The organism is Pantoea sp. X-Soil-OKNW-556, assembly GCF_059730695.1.
The window spans coordinates 4,167,242-4,193,029 of sequence record NZ_AP035990.1 but is presented as its reverse complement, the minus strand read 5'-3'; the positions used below and the strand labels follow the sequence as shown (position 1 = coordinate 4,193,029).

At 56.3% G+C, this 25,788-nt stretch carries 24 protein-coding genes; 11 read left to right on the top strand and 13 right to left on the bottom strand.

Annotation, left to right across the window (positions count from 1 at the left end):
- Positions 1 to 46 precede the first annotated feature (46 nt).
- Both AC6I8T_RS19565 and AC6I8T_RS19560 read right to left on the bottom strand, forming a co-directional pair.
- Entirely contained in the window at positions 47 to 1,444 is a 1,398-nt protein-coding gene (locus AC6I8T_RS19565) for an APC family permease (protein ID WP_036626733.1), read from the bottom strand.
- A 149-nt stretch (positions 1,445 to 1,593) separates the two neighbouring features.
- Positions 1,594 to 2,427, bottom strand: a complete 834-nt coding sequence (locus tag AC6I8T_RS19560; protein ID WP_415173638.1) for a helix-turn-helix domain-containing protein — start codon at positions 2,425 to 2,427, stop codon at positions 1,594 to 1,596.
- Positions 2,428 to 2,605: 178 nt separating this feature from the next.
- Here AC6I8T_RS19560 and AC6I8T_RS19555 point away from each other — a divergent pair, with 178 nt between their 5' ends.
- Genes AC6I8T_RS19555 through AC6I8T_RS19545 form a run of 3 tightly spaced genes read left to right on the top strand, consistent with a single transcriptional unit; the run spans position 2,606 to position 5,495 of the window.
- Entirely contained in the window at positions 2,606 to 3,745 is a 1,140-nt protein-coding gene (locus tag AC6I8T_RS19555) for an ornithine cyclodeaminase family protein (RefSeq protein ID WP_497834249.1), read from the top strand.
- 14 nt (positions 3,746 to 3,759) lie between these two features.
- Positions 3,760 to 4,182, top strand: coding sequence for a RidA family protein (locus tag AC6I8T_RS19550; protein WP_208724343.1), 423 nt, complete (start codon positions 3,760 to 3,762; stop codon positions 4,180 to 4,182).
- 20 nt (positions 4,183 to 4,202) lie between these two features.
- A complete protein-coding gene (locus AC6I8T_RS19545) occupies positions 4,203 to 5,495 on the top strand; it encodes an NAD(P)/FAD-dependent oxidoreductase (RefSeq protein ID WP_497834248.1) in 1,293 nt (430 codons plus the stop codon).
- A 61-nt stretch (positions 5,496 to 5,556) separates the two neighbouring features.
- On the opposite strand, the gene AC6I8T_RS19540 is transcribed toward AC6I8T_RS19545, so the two are convergent.
- Positions 5,557 to 5,832, bottom strand: a complete 276-nt coding sequence (locus AC6I8T_RS19540; protein ID WP_208724341.1) for a metal/formaldehyde-sensitive transcriptional repressor — start codon at positions 5,830 to 5,832, stop codon at positions 5,557 to 5,559.
- Between the two features lie 94 nt (positions 5,833 to 5,926).
- On the opposite strand from AC6I8T_RS19540, the gene AC6I8T_RS19535 reads away from it, so the two are divergent.
- The 3 genes from AC6I8T_RS19535 to AC6I8T_RS19525 all read left to right on the top strand — a co-directional run bounded on the left by AC6I8T_RS19535 (position 5,927) and on the right by AC6I8T_RS19525 (position 7,810).
- Positions 5,927 to 7,003 carry a nickel/cobalt efflux transporter gene (locus AC6I8T_RS19535; protein WP_208724340.1) on the top strand — a complete coding sequence of 359 codons (1,077 nt, stop codon included), beginning with the start codon at positions 5,927 to 5,929 and terminating at the stop codon, positions 7,001 to 7,003.
- A 60-nt stretch (positions 7,004 to 7,063) separates the two neighbouring features.
- Positions 7,064 to 7,414, top strand: coding sequence for a hypothetical protein (locus tag AC6I8T_RS19530; protein ID WP_021184898.1), 351 nt, complete (start codon positions 7,064 to 7,066; stop codon positions 7,412 to 7,414).
- A gap of 123 nt (positions 7,415 to 7,537) precedes the next feature.
- Positions 7,538 to 7,810, top strand: a complete 273-nt coding sequence (locus AC6I8T_RS19525; RefSeq protein ID WP_021184897.1) for a YdgH/BhsA/McbA family protein — start codon at positions 7,538 to 7,540, stop codon at positions 7,808 to 7,810.
- 75 nt (positions 7,811 to 7,885) lie between these two features.
- Here the strand turns inward: AC6I8T_RS19525 and AC6I8T_RS19520 are convergent, their stop codons facing one another.
- Complete coding sequence (locus tag AC6I8T_RS19520) at positions 7,886 to 8,380, bottom strand: helix-turn-helix domain-containing protein (RefSeq protein ID WP_208724339.1); 495 nt, start codon at positions 8,378 to 8,380, stop codon at positions 7,886 to 7,888.
- A gap of 328 nt (positions 8,381 to 8,708) precedes the next feature.
- Between AC6I8T_RS19520 and AC6I8T_RS19515 the strand changes: the two genes are divergently transcribed.
- Positions 8,709 to 9,716 (top strand): alpha/beta fold hydrolase, encoded by a 1,008-nt coding sequence (locus AC6I8T_RS19515; protein WP_208724338.1) that lies wholly within the window; start codon positions 8,709 to 8,711, stop codon positions 9,714 to 9,716.
- An 84-nt stretch (positions 9,717 to 9,800) separates the two neighbouring features.
- On the opposite strand, the gene AC6I8T_RS19510 is transcribed toward AC6I8T_RS19515, so the two are convergent.
- From AC6I8T_RS19510 to AC6I8T_RS19490, 5 genes are all read right to left on the bottom strand, one after another.
- A complete protein-coding gene (locus AC6I8T_RS19510) occupies positions 9,801 to 10,769 on the bottom strand; it encodes a GGDEF domain-containing protein (protein WP_497834247.1) in 969 nt (322 codons plus the stop codon).
- 114 nt (positions 10,770 to 10,883) lie between these two features.
- Positions 10,884 to 11,861 carry a porphobilinogen synthase gene (gene hemB / locus AC6I8T_RS19505; RefSeq protein ID WP_021184893.1) on the bottom strand — a complete coding sequence of 326 codons (978 nt, stop codon included), beginning with the start codon at positions 11,859 to 11,861 and terminating at the stop codon, positions 10,884 to 10,886.
- Between the two features lie 122 nt (positions 11,862 to 11,983).
- The gene (proP, locus tag AC6I8T_RS19500) at positions 11,984 to 13,489 is read right to left on the bottom strand and encodes a glycine betaine/L-proline transporter ProP (RefSeq protein WP_021184892.1); all 1,506 of its coding nucleotides are present in this window, start codon (positions 13,487 to 13,489) and stop codon (positions 11,984 to 11,986) included.
- 257 nt (positions 13,490 to 13,746) lie between these two features.
- Entirely contained in the window at positions 13,747 to 14,706 is a 960-nt protein-coding gene (locus AC6I8T_RS19495) for a D-2-hydroxyacid dehydrogenase family protein (protein ID WP_208724336.1), read from the bottom strand.
- Positions 14,681 to 16,285 carry an EAL domain-containing protein gene (locus tag AC6I8T_RS19490; protein WP_208724335.1) on the bottom strand — a complete coding sequence of 535 codons (1,605 nt, stop codon included), beginning with the start codon at positions 16,283 to 16,285 and terminating at the stop codon, positions 14,681 to 14,683. The genes AC6I8T_RS19495 and AC6I8T_RS19490 overlap by 26 nt, the downstream gene beginning before the upstream one ends.
- A 239-nt stretch (positions 16,286 to 16,524) precedes the next feature.
- On the opposite strand from AC6I8T_RS19490, the gene AC6I8T_RS19485 reads away from it, so the two are divergent.
- A complete protein-coding gene (locus tag AC6I8T_RS19485; protein WP_208724334.1) occupies positions 16,525 to 17,289 on the top strand; it encodes a class II aldolase/adducin family protein in 765 nt (254 codons plus the stop codon).
- 11 nt (positions 17,290 to 17,300) lie between these two features.
- The gene (locus tag AC6I8T_RS19480) at positions 17,301 to 18,260 is read left to right on the top strand and encodes an ABC transporter substrate-binding protein (protein WP_208724333.1); all 960 of its coding nucleotides are present in this window, start codon (positions 17,301 to 17,303) and stop codon (positions 18,258 to 18,260) included.
- A 64-nt stretch (positions 18,261 to 18,324) separates the two neighbouring features.
- Here the strand turns inward: AC6I8T_RS19480 and AC6I8T_RS19475 are convergent, their stop codons facing one another.
- The 3 genes from AC6I8T_RS19475 to AC6I8T_RS19465 are packed head-to-tail and all read right to left on the bottom strand — an operon-like array spanning position 18,325 to position 21,643.
- Positions 18,325 to 19,977, bottom strand: coding sequence for an ABC transporter permease (locus tag AC6I8T_RS19475; protein ID WP_497834246.1), 1,653 nt, complete (start codon positions 19,975 to 19,977; stop codon positions 18,325 to 18,327).
- Between the two features lie 3 nt (positions 19,978 to 19,980).
- On the bottom strand, positions 19,981 to 20,952 hold the full coding sequence (locus AC6I8T_RS19470) for an ABC transporter substrate-binding protein (protein WP_208724331.1): 972 nt from the start codon (positions 20,950 to 20,952) through the stop codon (positions 19,981 to 19,983).
- Positions 20,930 to 21,643 (bottom strand): ABC transporter ATP-binding protein, encoded by a 714-nt coding sequence (locus tag AC6I8T_RS19465; protein ID WP_021184885.1) that lies wholly within the window; start codon positions 21,641 to 21,643, stop codon positions 20,930 to 20,932. Before AC6I8T_RS19465 ends, AC6I8T_RS19470 begins: the two co-directional genes overlap by 23 nt.
- A 234-nt stretch (positions 21,644 to 21,877) precedes the next feature.
- On the opposite strand from AC6I8T_RS19465, the gene AC6I8T_RS19460 reads away from it, so the two are divergent.
- Positions 21,878 to 23,098, top strand: coding sequence for an MFS transporter (locus tag AC6I8T_RS19460; RefSeq protein WP_021184884.1), 1,221 nt, complete (start codon positions 21,878 to 21,880; stop codon positions 23,096 to 23,098).
- 69 nt (positions 23,099 to 23,167) lie between these two features.
- Here the strand turns inward: AC6I8T_RS19460 and AC6I8T_RS19455 are convergent, their stop codons facing one another.
- Entirely contained in the window at positions 23,168 to 23,983 is an 816-nt protein-coding gene (locus AC6I8T_RS19455; protein ID WP_208724329.1) for a TIM barrel protein, read from the bottom strand.
- Positions 23,984 to 24,276: 293 nt separating this feature from the next.
- Between AC6I8T_RS19455 and AC6I8T_RS19450 the strand changes: the two genes are divergently transcribed.
- Complete coding sequence (locus AC6I8T_RS19450; protein ID WP_021184882.1) at positions 24,277 to 25,782, top strand: CoA-acylating methylmalonate-semialdehyde dehydrogenase; 1,506 nt, start codon at positions 24,277 to 24,279, stop codon at positions 25,780 to 25,782.
- The last annotated feature ends 6 nt before the right edge of the window (positions 25,783 to 25,788 follow it).

The window sequence follows — 25,788 nt, the reverse complement described above, 5'->3', positions numbered from 1 at the left end:
TATAGGGATATTCAGGGGGAAACTGAGTTAAAGCAGCTAAGGCAGATTATTTTTTTATCACCGCCACTTTCATTCCACGCTTCAATGACATGCCGTAACCCGCCAGCGCACAGGCGGCGATAAACCACGGGATCATCTTCACCACGCTGGAATCGCTGCCACTCAGGGATTGCAGATTGTTCACCACCAGAATGATGGTGAGGGTCATACAAATAATCGACAGCAGCGGTGCCCAGAACACCTGAAACCGGCTGTCATCCGTTACGACGCGACGGAAAAACAGCACCACCGCCGCTGACACGCCCAATTGCAGAATCAGGATACACAGGGTAGCGACCGCCGAACCGATGGCAAAGATGTGCACCATCGGGTCCAGCCCGGCGCTGCCCATCCCCGCCAGTAACAGCAACAGAATCACGCTATGCAGATGGCTGGCGTTATGTGGCGTACCGTTGGTGGGATGGGTTTTGCACAGCTCTTTCCAGATCAGACCATCACGGCTGATGCTAAACAGATAGCGGGAGATATTGTTGTGAAACGCCAGGGTGGCGGCGAACAGGCTGGTGATCAACAACACCGACATGGTATCCACCGCCCACTGGCCGACATACTGACGGGTGATGTTGAAGACAAAATTGCCGGGATCTTTGCTGGCGATGGCCACAATTTCATCGAAGCCATAGGCCTGCACCAGCGACCAACTGGTAAAGCAGAAAAAGGCGGTGATGAGCAGCAGGGCGCAAATGGTGGCGCGTGGCACGGTTTTCTGTGGATCGCGGCACTCTTCGGCATAGATCGCCGTTGATTCAAAACCGATAAAGGCGGCGATGGTAAAGATAAAGGCGATACCGAGGTTGCCTTGCATAAACACGGACGGCTCAAACGACTGGAAGGTGTAAGGACCGGCTTTTTTCACCAGCAGCATCACATCGGTCAGCAGCACGATCGCGACCTCGGCCAGCATCAGCACGCCCAGTAACTTACCGCCCACCTCAACCCGTTTGATGCCCAGAACCCAGGCAATCACCGCAAACAACATACTCAGCGCCCACCAGGGAATATGGGTGCTGAGATGTTCTTCAAGGAACAGCTGGGTAAAGAAGCCGAGCATGGCGACAATCGCGATTTGGATGGAGAAGTAGGCCATTAACGCCAGTACCGACGCCGATGCGCCCCAGTTTTCTCCCAGACCTTTGGAGATATAGGTATAGAAGGCACCGGCGTTATTGACGTGGCGACTCATGGCGATAAAGCCCACCGCGAACAGCATCAAAATGACGCACGACAGGATGTAAAACACCGGAATGCCACCGCCATTGCCGGAAATAATCGCCACCGGCAGGCCACCGACCACGCCAGTCAGCGGCGACGCCGCCGCCACCACAAAAAAGACCAGAGAAAACAAGCCCAACGTATTTTTGCGTAAACCGGTATCGTTGTTCATCGCCAGCGCCTCTATGGAGAGAGTGAAATTTCTCAGGCGATCTGCGTCGCCTGAAGCAGGTAACTTCGCTGCATCATTTCTCAGCGATGACGATGACAGATAGAAAAAATCGGACAGAGCAACGGTGCAGAGTTGCACCGTTTTAGTGCTCAGTGATAGCGCAAGCGATGGAACAACGCGTCGTGGGCAATCCGGCGTTGATAGTCGCAGGGCGTGGTGCTGACGAACTTTTTAAATTCACGCAGGAAGTGGGACTGGTCGCTGAACCCGAGGTTAAACGCCAGATCGCTAAAGGAAATATTACCCTGCGCATGGATGCTGGTTAGCGCCGACTGGCAGCGCAGAATGCGGCTGAAGGCTTTGGGCGACAAACCGGTATCCTGGCGGAACTGCCGCTGAATGGTGCGGCAGGTATAACCGGTCAGGGCTTCCAGTTGATCGACGCGAATATTGCCCTTTTGCTGGCGCATCGCGTGGATGATAAAGGCAGTTACCGATGAGGCTTTGCGCACCAGCCGTGGCGTGAAGTGGGCGTTAAATAACGAAATTTGCTGTGAAAAGCTGTGGCTTTGCACAATTTGTTCAAACGCCAGTCGGGCATCAGGTACCACATCAAGAAAGCTGAATTCATGGTCGGGGATCTCCTCTGCCATCACATCAAGGAAGTCGGGGATAACGCCTGGCGCGAACCGCACGCCAAAATAATGATGGTTGTGCAGCATGTCGGCGCCGCGTGCTTCCAGCGTGGTGCCGCACACGCGCCCTTTCGGGTTGAGCGGATCGCAATCAAACACGATATCGACGCAGCCATCGGGAATCGCCAGCGTCATGCCTGCCGATTGCGCGACATCGAAGCTGTAAAAGTGTGAAATCGCCGGGTTTTCTGAGGCGATCACGGAGTAATGTTGCGCGGCATTCAGCACGAAAAACGGCTGTTCCGGGTGAAAGCTGCCGCCATGACGATAAAGGGAATTCTCAGACATCGCGCGCTCCGCTACAGGCTGAACAGGGATAGCGGGATCATGCAAGCGCTGTGCCACGCGGATGTCGCAAATATTCAATACAGCCCGAATCCAGTCACGTATTCCTAAAGGCATCCACCTGCACGCCAGACACACTGCGCTGGCGGGAATACGAACGAAGACTGAAAAGGGGTTAGCCATGACAGATTCAACCCGGATTGATTTTATCTACCTGTCGGAGCGGGACATGATCCGCGCAGGCGTCACCGACATGCCTGCCTGTGTCGATACCATGGAGGAGATGTTTGGCCTGCTGTATCAAGGCGACTACCGCATGGCCGGGGCCAATAACGATTCGCACGGCGCGATGGTGACCTTCCCGGAAAACTCGCCCTTTCCCACGATGCCGAAGCCCACGGCTGACCGACGTTTAATGGCGATGCCCGCCTATCTCGGCGGCAGCTTCTGTACCGCCGGGGTGAAATGGTATGGCTCGAATATCGCCAACCGCGAAAAAGGACTGCCGCGCTCGATTCTGATGTTCACCCTTAACGATGCGGATACCGGCGCACCGCTGGCGCATATGTCAGCGAACCTGTTGTCGGCATATCGTACCGGCGCAGTACCCGGCGTGGGCGCGCGCCATCTGGCACGCAAGGATTCCCGCGTAATTGGCCTGCTGGGACCCGGGGTGATGGGTAAAACCGCCGTCGCCGCGTTTATCGCGGTGTGCCCGCTGATCGACACCATCAAAGTGAAGGGGCGTGGGCAGCGTAGCCTCGATAACTTCCTCACCTGGGTGCAGGAGACGTATCCGCAAATCAAACATATCGAAATCGTCGATACCCTCGAAGCGGTGGTGCGTGACTCCGACATCGTGACCTATTGCAGTTCCGGCGAGGTGGGCGACCCGGACAGCTATCCACTGGTCAAACGCGAGTGGGTAAAGCCAGGGGCGTTTCTTGCCATGCCTGCGCTGTGCAACATCGACGTCGGGATGGAGCAACCCGACGTGCGCAAAGTGCTGGATAACACCGGCCTGTATCAGGCGTGGTTCGAGGAGGTGCCGAAACCCGCCCATAAAACCATCCCGGTTATCGGCGTGCGTTTTATGGACATGATCGCCGAAGGCAAGCTGGCAGCGGAGCAACTGGAAGATATTGGCAAAATCGTTGCCGGTGATGCACCTGGCCGCCAAAACGATGAAGAGATCATCATCATGTCCGTCGGTGGTATGCCGGTGGAAGATGTTGCCTGGGGCACGGTGGTGTATCGCAACGCGATCGCAAAAGGCATCGGCGTGAAATTAAACCTGTGGGAAACCCCGGTACTCAGCTAACCAAGGAAACCAGCATGACGCAGATTATTAAAGTAAAAACCGGTTCAAAATTTGAAGAGATGGGCAGTTATTCACGCATTGTCGCGGTGGATAACTGGATTTATGTCTCCAATACCGCAGGCCGCAACCCGGTCAGCAAGGAGATTCCGGCCGATGTCACGGAGCAAACCTTGCAGGTGTTTGCCAATATCGAAGCGGCGCTGGCGGCGATTGATGCCTCGCTCAAGGATGTGGTGTTCTCGCGGGTGTTTATTCAGGAACCGGACGATGTGCCGACGGTAATGGCCATCATCGGCGAGAAGTTTCGTGGCATCAACCCGGCCACCACCGTGACTTGCCCGCCGCTGGGTTCCACGGTTTACAAGGTGGAGCTGGAGGTTACGGCATACCGTGGGGCCGGTCAGGCCGCAATACAGGAAATCACCGTGGCGCTGTAAGGCATCACAGGAGGCGCGTTATGTCACCGCAAATTACCCCCGTTACCACCTCTGCCGCTTTCCCCTCCGCCACCACGGTGGTGATTATTGGCGGCGGCATTGTCGGTTTAACCGCCGCGCTAACGCTGGCGGAGCGCAGCATCCCGGTGGTGGTGCTGGAAAAAGGCCGCATCGCGGGCGAGCAGTCATCGCGTAATCTGGGCTGGATTCGTAAAACCAGCCGTGCTGCCGATGATATTCCACTGGCGCAGGCTGCCGATCGTCTGTGGGCGGGCATGGCGGCGCGTGTTGGCAGCGATGTGGGATATCGTCAGGCGGGCATTATGTTTATCGCCCGCAACGAAGCCCAGATGGCGCTGCATGAAAGCTGGTTTAAGGCGGTAGCGCCGCTGGCGCTGGATACGCAATTGCTGAGCAAAGCGGAGATTGCACAACGGGTGCCGGGAGGGCAGGGGCATTGGGCGGGGGGGATTTTCACCGCCTCCGATGGTCGGGCAGAACCGACGCTCGCTGCCAGCGCGATTGCGAAAGCGGCTATCGCGCGCGGGGCGATCATTGTTGAGCAGTGCGCGGTGCGCACGCTGGAAACCAGCGACGGCAAGGTTAGCGGGGTGATTACCGAACGTGGCGAAATTCGCTGTGACCAGGTGCTGCTGGCGGCGGGAGCCTGGTCGCGGCGTTTCCTTGGCAACCAGGGGATTGCGCTGCCGACACTGCCATTGATCTGTTCGGTGATGCGCACTAAACCGATGGAGGGGCCAACCCATATCGCCGTGGGTGCGCCGGATTTCTCGTTCCGCAAACACCAGGATGGTGGATTTGTTATTACTCAGCGTGGCGCGTTGGATGCGCCGCTGACCCTCGACCATCTGCTGCTGGGGACGCGCTATTTACCCCAATTGCGTCATGCGCGGGACAATCTGCGTATCTCGCTTGGCCGCTATTTTGTTAAAGACCTGGCGCTGGCTCGACGCTGGCGTGGCGATCGACGTTCGCCGTTCGAACGTGTTCGTACGCTCGATCCGGCGGCTAACCCGGCGCTCAATCAGGAGGCGATGCGTAACCTGCGTGCGGCCTGGCCGGTGTTTGAGCAAGCCGAGCTGGCGCAGGCCTGGGCTGGGGTGATTGATGTGACGCCCGATTCGAACCCGGTCATCGGCCCGGTTGCCAGCTTGCCGGGTCTGACGCTGGCGACCGGTTTTTCCGGTCACGGTTTCGGTACGTCACCGGCAGCCGGGCAACTGGCGGCCGATCTGGTCTCCGGTCATACGCCGCTGATCGACCCCACGCCGTATCGGTTTGAGCGATTTTGAGGAAAAAGGCGCGATAAATCGCGCCGCTACGTAATCCACACCTATTTATCGCGCGATGTTGTTACTTCATATAACTGCGCACCACCGCAATAATCTGTTCCATATCGGCGTTGCGCTCTTGCTCGCTGGCGTGTGGGTTCATCAGGTGCTCGCGAATATGTCCTTCCAGCAACTCACTCATTAATCCGTTAATCGCCCCCCGCACCGCTGCGACCTGCTGCAACACCTTCAGACACTCTTCCCCGCCCACCAGCGCTTTTTCCAGTGATTCGGTCTGGCCTTTGATGCGGCGTACGCGCGCCAGCAATTTCTTTTGGTCTTTCAGGGTATGAGACATGGCGTGACATCCGTTGATCAATACTATAGTGGGGTATAGTATATTCGCAGTGTCAGACAATTGCATCTGCCGCACCGTGACAATGAGAGAAAATATGACTGATTTTGCCGTCCTGATCAGCCAGGGCACCTCCAGCGCCTGGCTGTTTATCCCCAGTGCAATTTTGCTGGGGGCATTACACGGCCTGGAGCCGGGACATTCAAAAACCATGATGGCGGCGTTTATCGTGGCGATTCGCGGCACGGTTAAACAGGCAGTGATGCTGGGGCTGGCGGCAACCCTGTCGCATACCTTGATTGTCTGGCTGGTCGCGTTAGGGGGGATGTATGTCAGCCGCAAGCTGACGGCCGATACTGCCGAACCTTGGTTCCAACTGATCTCCGCCATTATCATTCTGGCAACCGCGCTTTGGATGATTTGGCGTACCTGGCAAAGCGAGCAGCAGCGCAAGCAACATCAGCACGAGCAGCGGGCAGATGCGCAGGTGCTCGACACCGGGCACGGCCATATTGAACTGGCGCTGCATCAGGGCCACTGGCAACTGCGTACTCTGGATGGCGCGGCATGGCAGGCCAGCCAGGTTAGCCTCGCGACCCGGCGCGGAATGGGGTTCTCGCAAATCTTTACCTTCGCCGCACAGGACGGTGTCCTGCAATCGACACTGGCGGTGCCACAACCGCATACCTTCAATGCGCGTCTGTCACTCGGTCATGCTGGTCATTCCCATGATTACGATGTGGCATGGCAGCAGGGGGAGGTCCAGCGCGCACCTGGCGAGCATGATGGCAGTTTTCAGGATGCGCATGAGCGTGCCCATGCCAGCGATATCAAAAAGCGTTTTGCCAGCCGTGAAGTGACCAACGGGCAGATTATCCTGTTTGGTTTAACCGGCGGCCTGATCCCCTGTCCGGCGGCCATCACGGTACTGTTGTTGTGCATTCAGGTGAAAGCCTTCAGCCTTGGCGCTGCGCTGGTGCTGTGTTTCAGCATTGGCCTGGCACTGACGCTGGTAGGGGTGGGGGCCGCTGCCGCGTTAAGCGTACAAAAAGCCACCCAGCGCTGGCAGGGGTTGGATACGCTGGCACGCCGTGCGCCCTGGTTCTCCGGCACCCTGATCGCGCTGGTGGCACTTTATATGGGTTATCACGGGTTAAGTGGCATCCTGCACTAAACCGCAACGCCGCGAATCTGTTAACATCGCGGCGTTTTTTTCCATTTGGTTATTTTCCCCATGTTAAAACTGAAATTTATCCTGCCGTTGCTGATCATTATCAGCGCTTTGGTCTGGTGGTTTACGCCGCATTACAGTGACGAGGACAAGGCGTATTACATCGCCATGTTTTGTACCTTAACCCATGATGGGCGCAGTAATTCGGTGCAGGATATGCAGCAGATTATTGAAGGCAGTAATTCAGACTATGCGCTGCAAAAAATTCACTTCCAGCGCGGTCTCGGTGAGCATCTGCAAATGGTGTGGCAAGGCTTGTCGCCTGAACTGCAACAGCAAGCCCATCAGGACCGTACCCAATGCCGCCGTTTGATGTCGGAAAAATTATTACCGGGTCAGGAATTACAGGGCTAAATGGTTTGGCGCGATAAATCGTTTAGCTACGAATAATAAGTGCTCAAAAAGATCAATGTCGGGTGGCGATTAATTGGACAATAGCCATAGAAAATTACCACGACAATTGAAGAGGACGAGCTGATGAAAAAATATATTCTGTCTGCGTTGCTGCTTGGTGCGAGCGTACCGGTTATGGCCGCCAATAATATTTCTGCGCAGGAAGCGGAACACTTTAAACTTGAGTCGCTGGGAAATATTAGCGTATCCGATACTGGCGGTGCCATCAGCTCGCCGATGGATCTGCATCAACGTTTGTCAGAGATGGCTGATGAGAAAGGCGGAAAATATTATGTGGTCGAGGCTGCACGCCAACACGGAAATAATTTCGACGCGGTAGCCCAGGTCTACAAATAATGCGAAAAGCCCCGGAAGGGGCTTTTTTTTGCCTGAAAGACACGATAAAAAAAAGCGCGATTATCGCGCTTTGTCTCATTGCATCACACAGTCAATACGGCGCACCGGAAACTGACCCGACCGCATCGGTGGTGGCAGAATCTCTGGCATCACTTTGCTGTTGGCGACAGATTCCAGGCGACACAAGACGCAAGGATCTTCACATTCTGTCAGTTGCTGTTGCCGTTCGCCGCTTAATTGTTTTTTACGACATGCAAGCGGGGTACAACCCATCATTTGTTTAAATGAACGGGTAAAAGATTGCTGGCTTTCAAAATGGTATTTTACGGCCAGGCTGATAATCGTTGCTTCGCTGTTTTTCAGCTCGACAACGCTGGCGGCCAGTTTCTTTTTGCGAATAAAACGTGCCAGAGTTTCATTATGACAACGGGCGAAAAGTTTCTGCAAATACCATTTTGAATAACCAGATTTTTGCGCAATATCATCAATGCTTAAGCGTTGATCTAAGTTTTCAACAATCCATTCAGTTACGGCGAGAATGACACCTTCATTGTATTTTCTCTCTTGCATATAGCACCTCCAGGTCAGTGCGCACAGTGTAATTTAACTTATCTTTCCGTGTGCCTTGTTACGTAAAGTTTTATCAGGAAGTTGAGGTTTATTTTTCTGCTATCAGACTATTCTCGCAACTCGTGAGATTTGACCGTTATATGTTGTTTATTTGTTGAGGGAATATCCTGATTTAACCCTAATTAGTTAACGTAAATCCCATAACCTGATTTTTTGCGCCACATCGGTTGCCATACATCAGGGAAATTTACTGATGGCACGGCCCATCAATACAGCGATACGCGTAACATGCCACACTCGATCTTTTGATCTGACAGGAGATGTCCTGATGGCGTTACGTTTTCCCGTGAAGTTATTGATCTCTTCGCTGATGCTGATGAGCAGCGCATCAGCGCTTGCCGCCAACGTCTATGGAGAACAACTGGAAGGATTCCAGTACCCTTATCCGTTGCAGCACTTTAACTTCGCCTCCCAGCAGCAGACGCTCAGCATGGGGTATATGGATGTGCAGCCCGCGCAGCATGCCAATGGGCAGACGGTGGTGCTGATGCATGGCAAAAACTTCTGCGGTGCCACCTGGGAAGACACCATCAAGGCACTGAGCCAGCAGGGCTATCGCGTGGTGGCACCGGACCAGATTGGTTTCTGTAGTTCCAGCAAACCCGCGAATTATCAATACACCTTCCAGCAACTGGCGCAGAACACCCATCAGTTATTGCAGCAACTGGGTGTCGATAAGGCGGTGATTGTCGGCCACTCGACCGGCGGCATGCTGGCTACGCGCTATGCGCTGATGTATCCACAGCAGACGCAAAAACTGGTGCTGGTGAACCCGATTGGTCTGGAAGACTGGAAAGCCAAAGGCGCGCCCTGGCGTTCGGTGGATCAGTGGTATCAACGCGAGCTGAAGCTCAACGCCGCCGGTATCAAAAAGTATGAGCAGCAAACCTATTACGTCGGCCAGTGGAAGCCGGAATATGACAAATGGGTGGATATGTTGGCCGGGTTAAACAGCGGTCCGGGGCATAAAAAGGTCGCCTGGAACTCAGCGCTGATCTACGACATGATTTTTACCCAGCCGGTGTACTACGAATTTAAAGATCTGAAAGTGCCGACCACCCTGATGATCGGCACCTCCGACACCACCGCCATCGGTAGCGATATCGCACCGCCAGCGGTGAAAGCGCAGTTGGGGCATTACAATGTGCTGGGTAAACAGGTGGCAAAACTGATCCCTGGCGCGCGCCTGATTGAATTCCCCGGCATGGGGCATGCGCCGCAGATGGAAGAACCGCAGAAGTTTAATCAGACGTTGATTGATGACCTGGCGCGGTAAGGTCAACACCGTGCGATGAATCGCGCCGCTACCGATTTCACCTATTCCGTAGCGGCGCGATTTATCGCGCAAGTTGTTTGCGGTTTATCGCGTCTGTTTACGCAGTTTTTTCGCGGCATACATCCGTTCGTCGCTGTTTTCCAGCAGTTGCTCCAGCGACAACGGGTGGTGTGGATCAAACTCGACGATGCCGGACGAAAAATGTAGTTGATAGCGCCGGTTCAGATCGCGCGTCTGTTTTTGCAGCAACCGATCAAAGCGCTCCAGTACTCCCTCGGCATCTGCTTGTTGCAGGCCGTTAAACAGCACCACAAATTCATCACCGCCCAGACGCGCGAACAGATCCGCATGACGGAAACTCACCTTCATTGCATCGGCAAAATCCATCAACGCCCGATCGCCTTCACGATGGCCGAGGGTGTCATTGATCTCTTTAAAGCGGTCGAGGTCGAGAAACGTCAGGCTGGCGGGCAACTGCTTCAACTGACATTCGTTCAACGCCAGTTGCCCCAGCGTCATAAAGCCACGGCGATTGGTGATTTGTGTCAGCTCGTCGGAGGTGGCGGTCTGGAAAGCCACCAGCTCAGCTTCCGCCATCGCCGCCAGATCGCGCAGCGTGTGGCAATCCTCGGCATCAAACGCACGGGCATGGTGGTCGACAATGCACAGGGTGCCGACTTTGGCACCGGCAGGGGTACGCAGCGGGCAACCCGCATAGAAGCGTACTGGGTTCTCGCCAGTGACTAAGGGATTATCGTGGAAACGTTCGTCTTCCAGCGCATTCTCCACCACCATCACATCATCCTGTAAGATGGCATGGCCGCAAAAGGAGGTATTGCGCGGCGCGGTTTCACCGGATTGTCCCGCGATAGATTTGAACCATTGATGGTCCTCCTCCAGCAGACTTACCAGCGCAATCGGCACACCAAACAGACGACGGGCGAGGCGGGTCAGACGGTCAAAACGCTCTTCTGCCGGGGTATGCAGAATGTTGAGCGCACGTAACTGAGCCAGACGATATGACTCGTCTGCGGGCAGTGCAGGTGCTTTCATCGCGTTACTCTTCTTATAGGATGCAGGTGCTACAGAACTGGTGTTGTGCCACAACAAAAGATGGCCGTAATAACTTATCAGCCGCCAAACAACGGCTGATAAGCGTAACGGTGATCAGAGCATTTTTTGCTCGGCGAGATCAAGGGCAAAATAGCTGAAAATCAAATCAGCACCGGCGCGCTTAATGGCACCAAGGCTTTCCAGTACCACATTGCGTTCATCAATGGCACCGGCTTGCGCGGCGAATTTGATCATCGCGTACTCACCGCTTACCTGATAGGCAGCCAGCGGCAGCGTGGTACGCTCGCGGATATCACGCAGGATATCAAGGTAGGCTCCAGCCGGTTTCACCATCAGCGAATCGGCACCTTCCGCTTCATCAATCAGCGATTCGCGAATCGCTTCACGGCGGTTCATCGGATTCATCTGATAAGTTTTGCGATCGCCTTTCAGCGCCGTACCCGCCGCTTCACGGAACGGACCGTAGAACGAAGACGCGAACTTGGTGGAGTAAGACATGATGGCGGTATCGGTAAATCCGGCGGCGTCGAGCGCCTGACGAATCGCTTTAACCTGACCATCCATTGCCGCTGACGGCGCAATAAAATCAGCACCGGCCTGCGCGGCAACCACTGCCTGCTTGCCGAGGTTAATCAGGGTGGCGTCGTTATCGACACCGTGGTCGCACAGCACGCCGCAGTGGCCGTGGCTGGTGTATTCGCAGAAACAGGTGTCAGACATGACGATCATCTCTGGCACGGTGTCTTTGCAGATGCGCGACATACGCGCCACCAGGCCGTTTTCGTTCCATGCATCGCTGCCGGTGGCATCGGTGTGGTGCGAAATACCAAAGGTCATCACCGAACGGATACCCGCTTTGGCAATACGCTCGATTTCATACGCCAGACGTTTTTCGGGAATACGCATCACGCCTGGCATGGCGGTAATGGGTTTGTAATCATCCACCCCTTCTTCAACGAAGATGGGCAGCGCCAAATCGCTGAGGCTCAGGCTGGTTTCCTGGAACATTTCACGCATCGCGGCGCTTTTACGCAGCCTTCTTGGACGCTGGATAAGAGAAAAATCAGACATGCTCATTCTTACTTACAGGTGAAAAAAGTAGCGCCAGTCTACTCCTTTTCACGGCGGTGGATGAAGGTTTGTGTGCTGCGCAGCAAATGAAAACTCCCGCCGAAGCGGGAGTGGAGGGAGAATTACTCGTTGATATCCGGGTGCTGCTGCACCAGGTTTTTACGCTTCGCTTCCAGTTTCGCGATCTCGGCATCGATATCTTCGATTTTCTGCTCGATGTTGTCGTGATGTTCCTGGAGGATTTCACGCGCTTCTTCAATGTCAGATGCCGCAGGCGTTGCGCCAATCAACGGTTTATTCGCCGTCTCTTTCATATACAGGCCGGTGACCAAACCAATCACCGCAATCACCATCAAATAATAAGCCGGCATGTAGAGATTGTTGGTGGACTCCACCAGCCAGGCGGCGGCGGTCGGCGTCAGACCGGCAATCAGCACCGAGATGTTGAAGGCACTGGCGAGTGCGCTGTAGCGGATATGGGTCGGGAACATCGCGGGCAGCGAGGAGGCCATCACACCGGTAAAGGCATTCAGGATCACCGCCAGCAGCAGCAGACCGGCAAAAATCAGCCCAATCACGCCGCTGTTAATCAGCATAAACGCCGGAATGGAGCAGATGAACAGCGCGATGCTACCAATAATGACAAACGGGCGGCGGCCAAAACGGTCACTCAGCATCCCCATCACCGGCTGGACAAACAGCATCCCGATCATAATGGCGATGATAATCAGCACACCGTGATCTTCCGAGTAGTGCAGGTTATGCGACAGGTAGCTCGGCATATAGGTCAGCAGCATGTAATAGGTCACGTTGGTGGCAATCACCAGACCTACGCAAGCCAGCAGGCTTTTCCAGTGTTTGCTGGCGATCTCTTTAAACGAGACTTTCGGGCCGTCACGTAAACCTTCACGATCGCCCTGTTCCAGCTTGTCCACATGCTGCTGGAAGGCCGGAGTCTCTTCCAACGCATGGCGCAGATACAGCCCGATGATGCCTAACGGCAGCGCAAGGAAGAACGGCAGACGCCAGCCCCACTCCAGAAAGCGGTCTTCGCCGATAATGGTGGAGATCAGTACTACCAGACCGGCACCCAGCACGAAACCGGCAATGGAACCGAAATCCAGCCAGCTTCCCATAAAGCCACGCTTACGGTCCGGCGAGTATTCGGCGACGAAGATCGACGCGCCGGTATATTCACCGCCCACCGAGAAGCCCTGCGCCATTTTGGCGAGCAGCAGTAACACCGGCGCCCAGATGCCAATAGACGCATACGAAGGTATCAGGCCGATACAGAAGGTACTGATCGACATAATGACTATGGTTATCGAGAGAATTTTCTGACGACCGTATTTATCCCCCAGCATGCCGAAGAACAGGCCACCCAGCGGACGGATCAGAAAGGGGACGGAGAAGGTCGCCAGCGCGGCGATCATCTGAATACCGGGCGTCGCGTCCGGGAAAAACACCTTACCCAGCGCATACGCCACGAAGCCATACACACCAAAATCGAACCATTCCATCGCGTTACCCAGAGATGCCGCGGTGATGGCCTTACGTAAACGGCTATCGTCGATGATGGTGACATCATCCAGCCCGATCGGTTTTACACGTTTCCTACGAATTTTCATGAGGTTACCCTGTCCTGGAATCAGAAAGTCCTCAACGGCGCGGACCGGGTTACAGCAGTCAGTCCGCGGCGTTGAGAAAATTAAAGCATAGCCGTAAAAAGTGCGTTTCTCCGGCTTGCTACAGCAATAATTACGCTGGCAATTATTGCATCCCGCGACAGAGTATACCGTTTTTTTGTGATATTTGTCATGTTTCAGCCAAAAACCAGCGAGTTTGTGGCTGAAACTATGGCTATGAATGGGCGTAAAACGCAGGTTTACAGCAGGGACCGCAGCGGTGCGCCTTTTACCCAACCATTGATATTTTCTACGGCTTCGGTGAAGTAGGTGCGGTAGTTATTATCGGCCACGTAACCCAGGTGTGGCGTGGCGAGGACGTTCGTTAACTGGCGCAACGGATGGTCGGCTGGCAGCGGTTCCTGATCAAACACATCCAGCCCGGCACCCGCCAGTTGCCCGCTTTGCAAGGCGGCGATCATTGCCGGCTGATCGACCAGGGCAGCACGCGAAGTATTGATCAGCAGCGCGCCCGCTTTCATCTGCGCCAGCGCGTCGGCATCCAGCAGATGGCGGGTGCGATCGCTCAGTACCAGATGAAGTGAGACGACATCACTCGCCTGCAACAAGGCGGGCAGCGTGCTCATCTTTTCTGCCCCACAGGCAGCCGCGCGCTCTGCGGTCAGATTCTGGCTCCAGGCGCATACTCGCATACCAAATGCCTGTGCCACCTTCGCCATCTCGCCGCCAATTTTCCCCAGCCCAATCAATCCCAGGGTTTTGCCCTGCAACCCGATGCCCAGCGTCTGCTGCCACGGCCCATTGCTGCGTAGCGCCTGATTCTCGCTGACGAGATGACGCGCCAGCCCCAGCACGAGTCCCCAGGTCAGCTCCAGCGGCGGTGCGCTGCTGCTGCCAGTACCGCATACCGCGATATAACGTTCGCGGCAGGCATCGAGATCGATAGAGGCGTTCCGCATGCCGGACGTGACCACCAGCTTCAGTTTAGGCAGGCGGCCAATCAGCTCAGCGCTGAGCGGAGTACGTTCACGCATCACCACCAGAATATCGGCGTGCTCAATTTGGCTGACCAGCGTGTCGGGATCGTCGATGTGGGTGGTGAGGGCGGTGGTGTGGACCAGGGGTTCCAGCGTCGCCCAGTCGGCAAGCGTCAGGGCGACATTCTGGTAATCATCAAGAATGATGCAGTTCAGACTCATGGGATTCCTCAGCAAGTAGCGGCTGCTGCCCCTGCTCATTGAGCCATGCGCGCAGCCGGTCATTATCCATTGGCCAGGCGTAATAATAGCCCTGAATAAATACCACACCACGCTGTTGCAGGTACTGGAATTGTAACGAGGTTTCAACGCCTTCGCCGAGCACCTCAAGCTGCAACTTGTGCGCCAGATTGATAATCGCGTCCAGTACCGGGGTTTCGCCATCCAGCCGTTCAATCGCGTTGATAAAGCCGCGATCAATTTTCAGATAATCGAGTGGAAAAGTTTGCAGATAACTGAGCGAGCAGTGACCAGTACCGAAATCGTCGATTGCCACCTTCATCCCTTGCAACTGTAGCAATCGCAACTTACGCGCCACATCCTCACCGTCGTGAATCAAACTGCGCTCGGTCAGCTCCAGGGTTATCTGCAATTTTTTGTTCTGCACGCGTCTGGCGAACAGCTGGATATCTGCGACAAACTCCGGGTGTTGCAAATGTTCTGCCGCCAGGTTCAACCCGATATGGAACCCCGGTTCCACTTGCCAGCTCTGAATGTCTTCCGCCATCAGCTCCAGCAAATGACGCGTCAGCGGCACAATCATGCCTTCCTCTTCTGCTGCGCTGATAAAAATGTCAGGCCGGATGGTATCGCCGTTTGGCAAATGCCAGCGTAGCAACGCTTCGACACCGTTGCAGTGCTGCGCGGCCATGCTGTAGACCGGCTGATAATGGACCGAAAACTGGCGGTTGCGCATCGCGCGACGAATTTCATCCCGCCAGGAGATACGACGACGCAACCAGTTGGCGGTGAGAATCATCAGCAAAATGGAAAAAATCGCCGCCATCGGCAGGAAAATAAACAACGCCTGCCGCCACGCCTTCAACAGTTCGCTGGGAGGGACCACCACTTCGACGCTGATGGGATAGCGGCTGGATTCTGCCCGCCAGGGTTCACTTTTCAGGTAGGTTTCCGGCAACTGCTCCGCCGGCCCGCTGGTGATGGGGGCACCGTCATTAAACCGCATGGTCATGCGATAGCCACGCGACTCGCCCAATGCGCGCATAAAATCCATCAAATACTGACCATCAATCACCGCCCAAAAGCCTTCACCATCAGGCAGTTGCCGCACAAAGATCACTGCCGGGCGGTTTGGCACGCCAAATGTCCCACGGATTGAGATACTCCACCAGGCTTTGCCGGTTACGGGGGGGTGACGCAGCATCATTTCGCTCAGGGAACCGGGATTCATCCCGTATGCCGAGGAGCAGGTCACGTTATCGCCTTCCAGCTTGCCGATGGAGCGAAAATAGGCGTTCAGGTTACCTTCACGTTGCAGCTTGTCTTCAATCGCCGAACAGGGTTGATAGTGGAACTGGCGCAACTCGGTGATCATGTCCCAGGCGCTGTCGCTCATTCTTTCTGCCTGAGCCAGTAGGGAGTTAGCAGTGGTGATTTGCTGCTGATGCACGGTGTGGCGTGCTTCAATGGCCGTGCAGAGGATGCCAAGCACCAGCGGCAGCAGCCCGGCACAAACAATCAACAGCCAACCAAAATCGCGGTTTCGTCTCTGCGGTGGCACCAGGCATCCCTCGTCAGGTTTAAGCAGCGGGAAGGGCGATAAGCTGCGGCTTCAGCAGCATAGCACTTCCCGGGGCCGTGCATGTTAGCGTTTTGATTTTCAACCAAACTGACCCAGGTCAATTATCGACTCCGCTTTGCGTTTATTGACATTGTTTTGCCGTTATTGGCATTTCCCAGGGTGAAAAGCGCTGTGTCAGGATGATTTGCAGGCAAACCGACCCGGCAAAGGAGCAGAAAATGAGTACGGCAATCCTGGATATCAGCGCATTACGGCAGCGCATTAGCGAGGGAGAATGGCAGGCACGCGTCAAACTGGCGCAGGCTTATCATCTGGCGGCAAAGCTGCGTTGGACGGATCATATTTACACCCATTTCTCACTGCGCGTACCCGGCGAAAAACCGCATTTCCTGATTAATGCTTACGGGCAGACCTTCGATGAAATCCAGCCGGAGACGCTGGTGAAGATCGACATCGATGGCAACATCATTGATGATCCGACCGGACTGGGTATTAACCCGGCCGGATTTGTGATTCACAGCGCGATCCATCGCGCCCGCCCGGATGCGCATGCGGTGCTGCATACCCATACCGCCGCGGGCATTGGGGTGTCGGCACAGAAGCACGGGCTGTTGATGATTTCGCAGCACAGCACCCGCTTCCATCAGCGCCTTGGCTATCACGATTACGAAGGTATTGCGCTGGATCTGGATGAGCAGCAACGTATCGTGGCCGATCTTGGCACGCGTAACGCGTTGATTTTGCGCAATCATGGCCTGCTCACCAGCGGCGGCAGCATCGAAGAGGCATTTTATAACCTCTATTATCTCGAACGCGCCTGTCAGGCACAGCTGGCGGCACAAGCGGGCGGTGCTGAACTGATTATCCTGCCGGATGCGGTGGCGGAGAAAGCTGCGCAGGCATTTGATAACAGCATCCGCAACCAAAAATATCTGCTGCACTGGGATGCCTACATCCGTCAGCTCAACCGCAACGCCCTCTGAGAGTCTCACCGATGAAATGGCAGAAACCCGTTGTTGCTGCGCTGCTGCTGTGCGCGGCGTTTGGCAGTCAGGCTGCGCCTGATTTAAGTCACGTCACGCTGGTGCTGGGCGATCAGGCGCGAAACCTGCGCTCGCTGGTTGAAGCGGCCGGAGTGATGAAAGATGCGCCTTATCAGTACCGTTGGGCGAATTTTCAGGGGGCGGCACCGTTGTTTGAAGCGCAACGCGCCGGGGCCGTGGACACCTCCTACGCCGGTGATTTACCGGTGCTGATGGCGGCATCTGGCGGTGTTCCGCTGAAAATCATCGCCACCAACGTCGGTGACGGCGGCTCCAACGGGCTGATTGTCCCGGCGGATTCCCCAATCCACAGCGTTAAGGATTTGGTGGGTAAAGAGGTGGTGGTTTCATCTGCGCGCGGCAGCATCTCACAGCATCTGTTGTATCAGGCTTTGCAGGAAGCAGATGTGCAACGGGATGCCGTACCGGTGCGTTTTGTGCTGCCAACCGATGCCAGCGCGGCGTTTAACTCAGGGCAGATTAGCGCCTGGGCCACCTTTGATCCCTATTTAGGTATTGCGGAGCAGCATGGCGCACGCCTGCTGCGTGATGGCAAAGGGCTGACCACGGCACTCTCCTTTGTCACCGCGACACAAAGCTCGCTCGATGATCCATTGAAGCGCGCGGCGATTGCCGATTTCACTCATCGTCTGGCACAGGCGCGTGAGTGGGCGCTGGCGCACCCGCAAGAATACAACCAGGTGTATGCGCAACTGACGCGCCTGCAACCGGCTGATGCCGGGAAAATCACCGCGCGTATCTCCCACGGTATTCGCGCGGTGACACCGGATGATATCGCCCAGGTGCAGCAGGTATCTGACCTGTTCAGCGCGCTGCATATTCTGCCGAATAAGGTAGATGTGCAGGCGATTACCGATACACAGGTGTTTGCTGACGGCGGGCAGTATTGATTGAAAGCGCAATAAATTGCGCCGCTACCTGACGTAGCGGCGTGATTTATCACGCAAAAACAGGCTAGCCCGATTTTCCGCGCAGCAACGTCAGCGCGGCGAGCATCAGGCTGAGGCTGGCGAGCAGCGTCAGGGTGGCCATTGCCATGCCCTGTCCGACGGAGCCTTGCTCAAACTGTCGCCAGATAAATATCGCTACGGTTTGCGTGCCTGCCGGAGCCAGAATCAGTGAAGTCACCAGTTCGCGCGAGGCGACGGCAAACACCATCATCATGGCCGCCAGCAGGCTCGGTGCCACCAGCGGTAACACAATCAAACGCAGCGCCTGGATACGCGTCGCCCCATGCACGCGGGCGGCGGGTTCCAGCGTTGGGCCAAGCTGGCGCAGGGCGCTGCTGACATAGCGCACCGGCCACGGCAGCAGCAGGCAGCTATAGGAAAGCAGCAAAATCGCCAGCGTGTTGTAAGGTGAAACTGGCCAGAAACCGCGATTCCACAGCAGAATCAACCCCACGCCAATCACCACCCCCGGCATGGCCGCCGGTAGCAGCGCCAGACCATCCATCAGCGCCAGCAGACGGGTTTTGCCCTCGGCAACGCGCCAGGCGATGAGAAAGCCAAGAAGCCCGGTCAGCAACGCCGCCCCCAGCGCCAGCCCGATGCTGGTGGAGAAGGCTGTCAGCGCATCCCCCTGCTGGCTGAACAGCGCGGCGAAATGGCGCAGCGTCAGGTTGCTGGTATGAATGCCACCGGACAAGGTATTTAACAGGCCGCTGAGCGTCATGGCCCCCAGCGGTAACGCTACTGCCAGCAACGTGGTCCCGGTGAACAGCAGCAGCATTGGCCATTGCCAGCCACCAGGATCGGCGGCGTCCTGTGACACCGGTTTGCCGCTCACTGCCGTGACATCGCTGCTGCCGGTCAGTTTGCGCTGGCAAAACCACGCCAGCAGCGCCACCACGCTTAACATCAGCGACAACGAGGCGGCCCCTGGCAAATCGATGGGCCAGTCGGCCAGCTTCTGTTCAATGCCCACCGTCATCAAGGTTAATCCGGCGCGTGCACCGAGCGCCGCCGGGACGCCGTACTCCTCAATCGCCAGGGTAAACGCCAGCAGCACACCACCCGCCAACGCCGGTAAGGTCAGGGGCAGGGTGATTTGCCAGAAAGCACGCCATGCGGAAGCACCATGCACCCGCGCCACCCAGGCCAGACGCTGCCCACTTGTCATCAGCGCACGCGACACCGCGAAGTAAACCACCGGAAAGATATTCAGCGTCATCACCAGCATCATGCCGCTGCTGCTGAACAGCAGGCTGTCAAAATTCAGCCCGGTGAGCTGGGCAACGTAACCATTGCGTTGTAGCGCCAGCGTCCAGGCCAGCGCGACGATGTAAGGTGGCGTCAGGAAGGGGATAAGAAACAACAGATCCCACAGCGCCGCGCCGGGCAGGCGAAACAGCCCACGCAGCGCGCCAAGGGGTAGTCCGAGCAGCAGGCTGCCGAGTGCCACTCCCAGGCCAATTTTCAGCGTACCCAGCCACATCGGGACTAACTGCGGGTCCTCCAGCAGGGTCGGCAGCGCGCTGAAAGCGCCACGCCACTCTCCCTCGCTCAGATGCGGAAACAGCGCCTGGAGCACGATAAACAGCAGCGGCAGCGCCACCAGCACCAGCAACGCCAGCAGGATCAAACCGTTAAACAGGGCACGCGCCATGACTTATTGCCCGAACAGCGTAGCAAAGCGTTTCAGCACTGCCGCGCGTTCGCTGCCCCCCTCCTGATTCACCGGCAACAGTTTAATCTCGGTGATCAGCGGGCGTTGTGCCTTGATATCGGTACGCGCTGGCATCAGCCAGGCCTTCGCCACTTGCTGCTGGCCCTCATCCGACAACACATAATCGATAAAGGCTTTGGCATCCGCAGCATGTTGGCTGGTTTTCAGGATCATCATCGGACGCGGCGCGACCACCGTGCCGTTTTCCGGGAAAATCACTTTCACCGCCTCACCTTGCGCGATGTTGTTGTAGGTCACGTAATCCACCGCACCAAATACCGCCGCCTTCGCACCCTGCAACACCGGCGTCACCGCCTGGGCGTTCGGGCCGCTGATCACCATACCGTTGGCTTTGAGTTGATCAAACAACTGCCAGGCTTTTTCACCTTCGCCGTTCTGCAAACCGATTAACAGATCGAGGGACGCCCCGGACAGCGCTGGATCGGGTGTAGTGACCTGATCTTTAAATGCCGGGCCGGTGAGGTCCTGCCAGGTTTTCGGTTCCGGGGTATGGCTATTGGTGTTCCAGACGATACCGAGCGCGGAAATGCCTTGTGCCACGTAAGCATCGGTTTTAAACGCCGCCGGGACGTTGGCCGCGTTGGGGCTTTGGTAAGGCAGCAACCAACCACGTTGTTGCAGGTCTTCGGCGGTATCCCAGGAGGCGGAGATCAGCACATCGGCCTGCGGATTTGCCTGTTCGGCTTCCAGGCGCGCCATCACCTTGCCGGTGGTGGCCTGGAATATATTCACCTTGACCCCGGTTTGTTTTTCAAACCCGGCGGCGAGGCTTTTTGCCAGCGATCCCGGCCCGGCGGTGTACACCGTCAGTGCCTCGGCATCGTTCATCATCATGGCGGAAGTCAAAATCATCGCGCTGATGGCTCCTGTTTTAACAGACTTGAGAGATGGCATGGTTTTCCCCTGAGAGGTCAGTGACTGAAACCATCTGGCCCTGCGCCAGATGGATAATGCGGTCGGCGAGGGTATTGGCCTCCTCGCGGTCATGGGTGACGTATACGGCGGTGATCCCGGCGGCGCGCAGCAACTGCGCCATATGTTGTGCGAGGGTTTCACGCAGTTCGCGGTCGAGATTGGATAAGGGTTCGTCGAACAGCAGAATCGCCGGTTGTGCGACCAGCGCACGCGCTAACGCGACGCGTTGCTGCTGACCGCCCGACAACATCGCGGGTTTACGATCGCCAAATCCGCTCAGTTCCACCTGCGTCAGCGCGGCTTGTGCCTGCTCCAGCGCCGTTGCTTTTTTTACCCCGCGCATACGCAACGGAAAGGCCACGTTCTGCGCCACGCTCATATGCGGCCACAGCGCGTAATCCTGAAACACCATGCCGAGGTTGCGCGCTTCCGGCGCTGCGCAGTGGGTGGCGGAGGCGACGCACTGGTCGCCCAGCCAGATTTCGCCGGACGTGGGTTGCAGCAAACCCGCCAGCAGTTTCAGCAGCGTACTTTTGCCACAGCCAGAAGGGCCGAGCAGCGCCAGCGTTTGTCCGGCCGGAATGGTCAGGGAGAGATCGTGCAGAATGGTCAGGTTACCCGCTGACCAGCTCAGGTTTTTCAGTTCGATGGGTTGCGCGACACGCGTCATTGACCACCTCCCGCTAACAACAGGAAGCGACAGCACGCCACGCGCACCCGATGGTCTATCAGGAGCGGCATCAGATTGTTATCCTCTTTGGGATTTCACTGGCGGCGAGTGTACGGTGGAGATATGACGGAATGATGACCAAATATCATCAGAGGCTATGATGCGCCGCGGCATAAAAGGCGTATAGTAAAGGTTCTGTTATAAAAACTCCGTCAAACACGAGCGCAATTACTCATGCCTGACCAGCCTGCTGCGGAACCTGCTTTAACGCCTTTCCGTCTGAATTTACTGATTCTCTCCATCGTGATGTTCAACTTTGCCAGCTATCTCACCATTGGTTTGCCATTGGCGGTGCTGCCCGGCTTTGTCCATGACGGCCTCGGCTATAGTGCCTTCTGGGCCGGACTGGTGATTAGCCTGCAATATCTCGCCACGCTGCTGAGCCGCCCCCATGCCGGACGCTATGCCGACCAGTGGGGACCGAAAAAAGTGGTGGTGATCGGCCTGTTCGGCTGTTTTATCAGCGGGTTATGCATTCTGCTTTCGGCCTTGACCGAAAGCTGGACGGTGCTCAGTCTTGGGTTGCTGTGCCTGGGCAGGGTGATTCTTGGTATCGGCCAGAGTTTCTCCGGCACCGGCACCTCGCTGTGGGGCGTGGCACGGGTTGGCTCATTGCATATTGGTCGGGTGATCTCATGGAACGGCATTGTCACCTATGGGGCGATGGCGATTGGGGCACCGCTTGGCGTGGTGATTTTCCACAGCGGCGGGCTGTTGCTGCTCTCCGGGGTGATCATCGCCATCTGTGTGCTGGCGATTGCGCTGGCGTTACCGCGTGCGCCGGTGAAAGGCAGCAAAGCCAAACCGCTGCCATTCCGTGATGTCCTGGGCAAGATTTACGGTTTTGGCCTGATCCTGGCGATGGGATCGGCGGGCTTCGGGGTGATCGCTACCTTTATTACCTTGTTCTATAAAGATAAAGGCTGGGATGGCGCGGCATTTGCCCTGACGCTATTCAGCGCTGCCTTTGTCGGCACCCGTTTGTTGTTCCCGAATGCCATCAACCGCCTCGGCGGCCTACGGGTTGCCAGCATCTGCTTTGCGGTGGAGGCGGTGGGCCTGTTCCTGGTTGCGGCGTCGTTTGATCCCTGGATGGCAAAGGTTGGCGCGTTCTTTACCGGCGCAGGCTTCTCGTTAGTCTTCCCGGCGATTGGCGTGGTGGCGGTCAAAGTGGTGCCGCAGCAGAATCAGGGCAGCGCGCTCGCCACCTATACCGCGTTTATGGATTTGTCGTTGGGGATCACCGGCCCGATTGCCGGTTTTATTATGAGCTTCGCGGGAGTGCCGCTGGTCTACTTCCTCACTGCGCTACTGGTGTGTCTGGCGCTGGTATGTACGCTGCGCATGAGCCGACGTCAGCCCGCCAGCCCGCCCATTGAAATCAAAGAGAATTAAAAAGAGGCCTCCGACCGAGGCCAATCACTACAAAGTTGTGTCAGAGACACAGATAAGGGTTCGTTTCGGTCAGGCTTGTAGCAATTCGATACTGGCGCGGATTTCACGTTCGATGTCTTGCGCGCTCCACTTCTCAAGCTCGGAAGAGAAGGGTTCAAAGGCATAGATGCCTTTGTAGCCCAGTCTCTCCAGACGCTTCACCTGCGCCACGCTGTTCAGGACATCTTTATCACTCAGCATGATGCGCTCTTCATCGGTGAGCTGCGCCGTCGGGCGACGATCTTCCACACCCGACAGGTGCACCAGACCGATCTGATTCACATCAATCTCCTGCGGGAACTCCAGCTCAGCGTTTTCGTACAGATGATGGTGGAAGGTATCCAGCAGCAGTTTGAAAGGTACCTGCGCATCGCGGATCAGTTGCTGGGTTTTCACCGCCGAACGCAGCGAGCTGACCGGGAAGCCAAGCGGTTCCACCAGTCCCTGAATACCGTAATGTTCAAAGCGCGGCGCTAGCGTTTGCAGCGCTGCCAACGTCTGTTCCGGGGAGATGGCGATCCCTTCGTTCAGTGGGCACATCACCAACGCTTTGGCCCCGATCTGCTGCGCTTCCTGCAACAGGGCTTCGGTTTTCGCCAGCAGCGCGTCATCAACGCGGTTGAACGGATAGAGCGCGTTGATGGTTTCGATTTCAATGTGGTATTTGTCGGCCAGCGCGCGCAGCGCGGCGGCGCTGAGGCCATCGGTGACGCTGCCACTCGGCATATCGTTACGCAGTTCGACTTTGTTCAGTCCCAGACGCTGCACCAGCTGGAAGAACGCTTCCAGCGACAGCGTTGGAGCAATTTTACGGTTAATACAGAAACGGGTGGGATCGATGGCCATGCTGCGGCTCCTGTAATGATGTGCGGGTAAGATGGAGCCAAAGAAAACATTTATTTCATTATTAGTGAATTATGAAATATCAGATATTGGATCTGCCTCGCAAAAATTTCATATTTCGTTTTGTATACCCGATCTGTGCGGCGGCCATCGTGGATGGGACGCGAGGAAAAATGCGATCCAGCCCGCTAAAAGGAAATTTTCCAAAAATAAGTATTTGAAAAATTTATTTCATTGTAATAGCTTCATATCACGCTTTTAGTCTTAGCTGGTTTACACATTAAAGAGGCAACGACATGAACATCGTAGGAAACTTTATCGGCGGCCAGATTACCCACAGCGCCAGCAACGAAACTATCCCTGTTTACGATCCGGCGACCGGCAAAGTGATACGCGAGCTGACGCAGAGCACCTCGGACGAAGTCGCTCAGGCGATTGAAGTCGCGCATGCGGCCTTCCCGGAATGGTCGAAGACCTCTCCGCTGCGTCGTGCCCGCGTGATGTTCAACTTCAAAGCTCTGATGGAACAACACCGTGAGGAGTTGGCGGCGTTGATTGTCTCTGAACACGGTAAAGTCTGGTCTGATGCGCTGGGCGAGCTGACGCGCGGTATTGAAGTGATTGAGTTTGCCTGCGGAATCCCGCATCTGATCAAAGGCGAAAATTCACCCAACGTGGGCGGCGGCGTTGATAGCTACTCGCTGATGCAGCCGGTGGGCGTGGTGGCGGGTATTACGCCGTTCAACTTCCCGGCGATGGTGCCGTTGTGGATGTTCCCGATTGCGCTGGCCTGCGGTAACACCTTTGTGCTTAAGCCACCGGCGCTCGACCCGTCAGCCTCTGTGCGCATGGCGGAGCTGCTGAAAGAAGCGGGTCTGCCAGATGGCGTGTTCAACGTGGTGCACTCCTCCAACGAAGATGCTGAGCAGCTGTATAAAGATCCGCGCATTGCGGCGGTGAGCTTCGTCGGTTCATCCGGCGTGGCCGAGCATATCTACAAAACCGCCAGCGCCCACGGCAAACGTGTTCAGGCGTTTGGCGCAGCGAAAAACCACGCCATCGTGATGCCGGATGCGGATCTTGATGCCACCGTGAACGCCATTATGGGCGGCGCATTTGGTTCGGCCGGTGAGCGTTGCATGGCACTGCCGGTGGTGGTGGCCGTGGGTGAAGGCACCGCCGATAAACTGATTGCACGCCTGACGCCGCTGATCAAAGCGCTGCGCGTCGGTCCGGGTATCCAGAAGGGTGCGGAAGAGAATGAAATGGGGCCGGTGGTGTCTGCCGCGCACCAGAAAAAAGTGCTGGGTTATATCGACAAAGGTGAGCAGGAAGGCGCGAAACTGGTGGTGGATGGTCGTAACTATCAGGTGCCGGGCCATGCGGAAGGTTATTACGTGGGCGGTACGCTGTTCGACAATGTGACCTCAGAGATGACCATCTGGCGCGAAGAGATCTTCGGACCGGTGCTGAGCATCATGCGTTCCCCGGATTTCCACAGCGCGCTGCAACTGGTCAATAGCCATGAATTCGGCAACGGTAGCGCCATCTTCACCAGCAACGGCCACACCGCGCGTGAGTTTGTGCAGGATGTGGAAGCGGGCATGGTCGGCGTCAACGTTCCGGTGCCGGTACCGATGGCGTTCCATAGCTTCGGCGGCTGGAAACGTTCGGTGTTTGGCGCGCTGAACGTGCACGGTCCGGACGGCGTTCGTTTCTATACCCGTATGAAAACCGCCACTGTGCGCTGGCCGAGCGGTCAGCAGACGGTGTCTGAATTCAGCATGCCGACCCTGGGTTAATCTGCC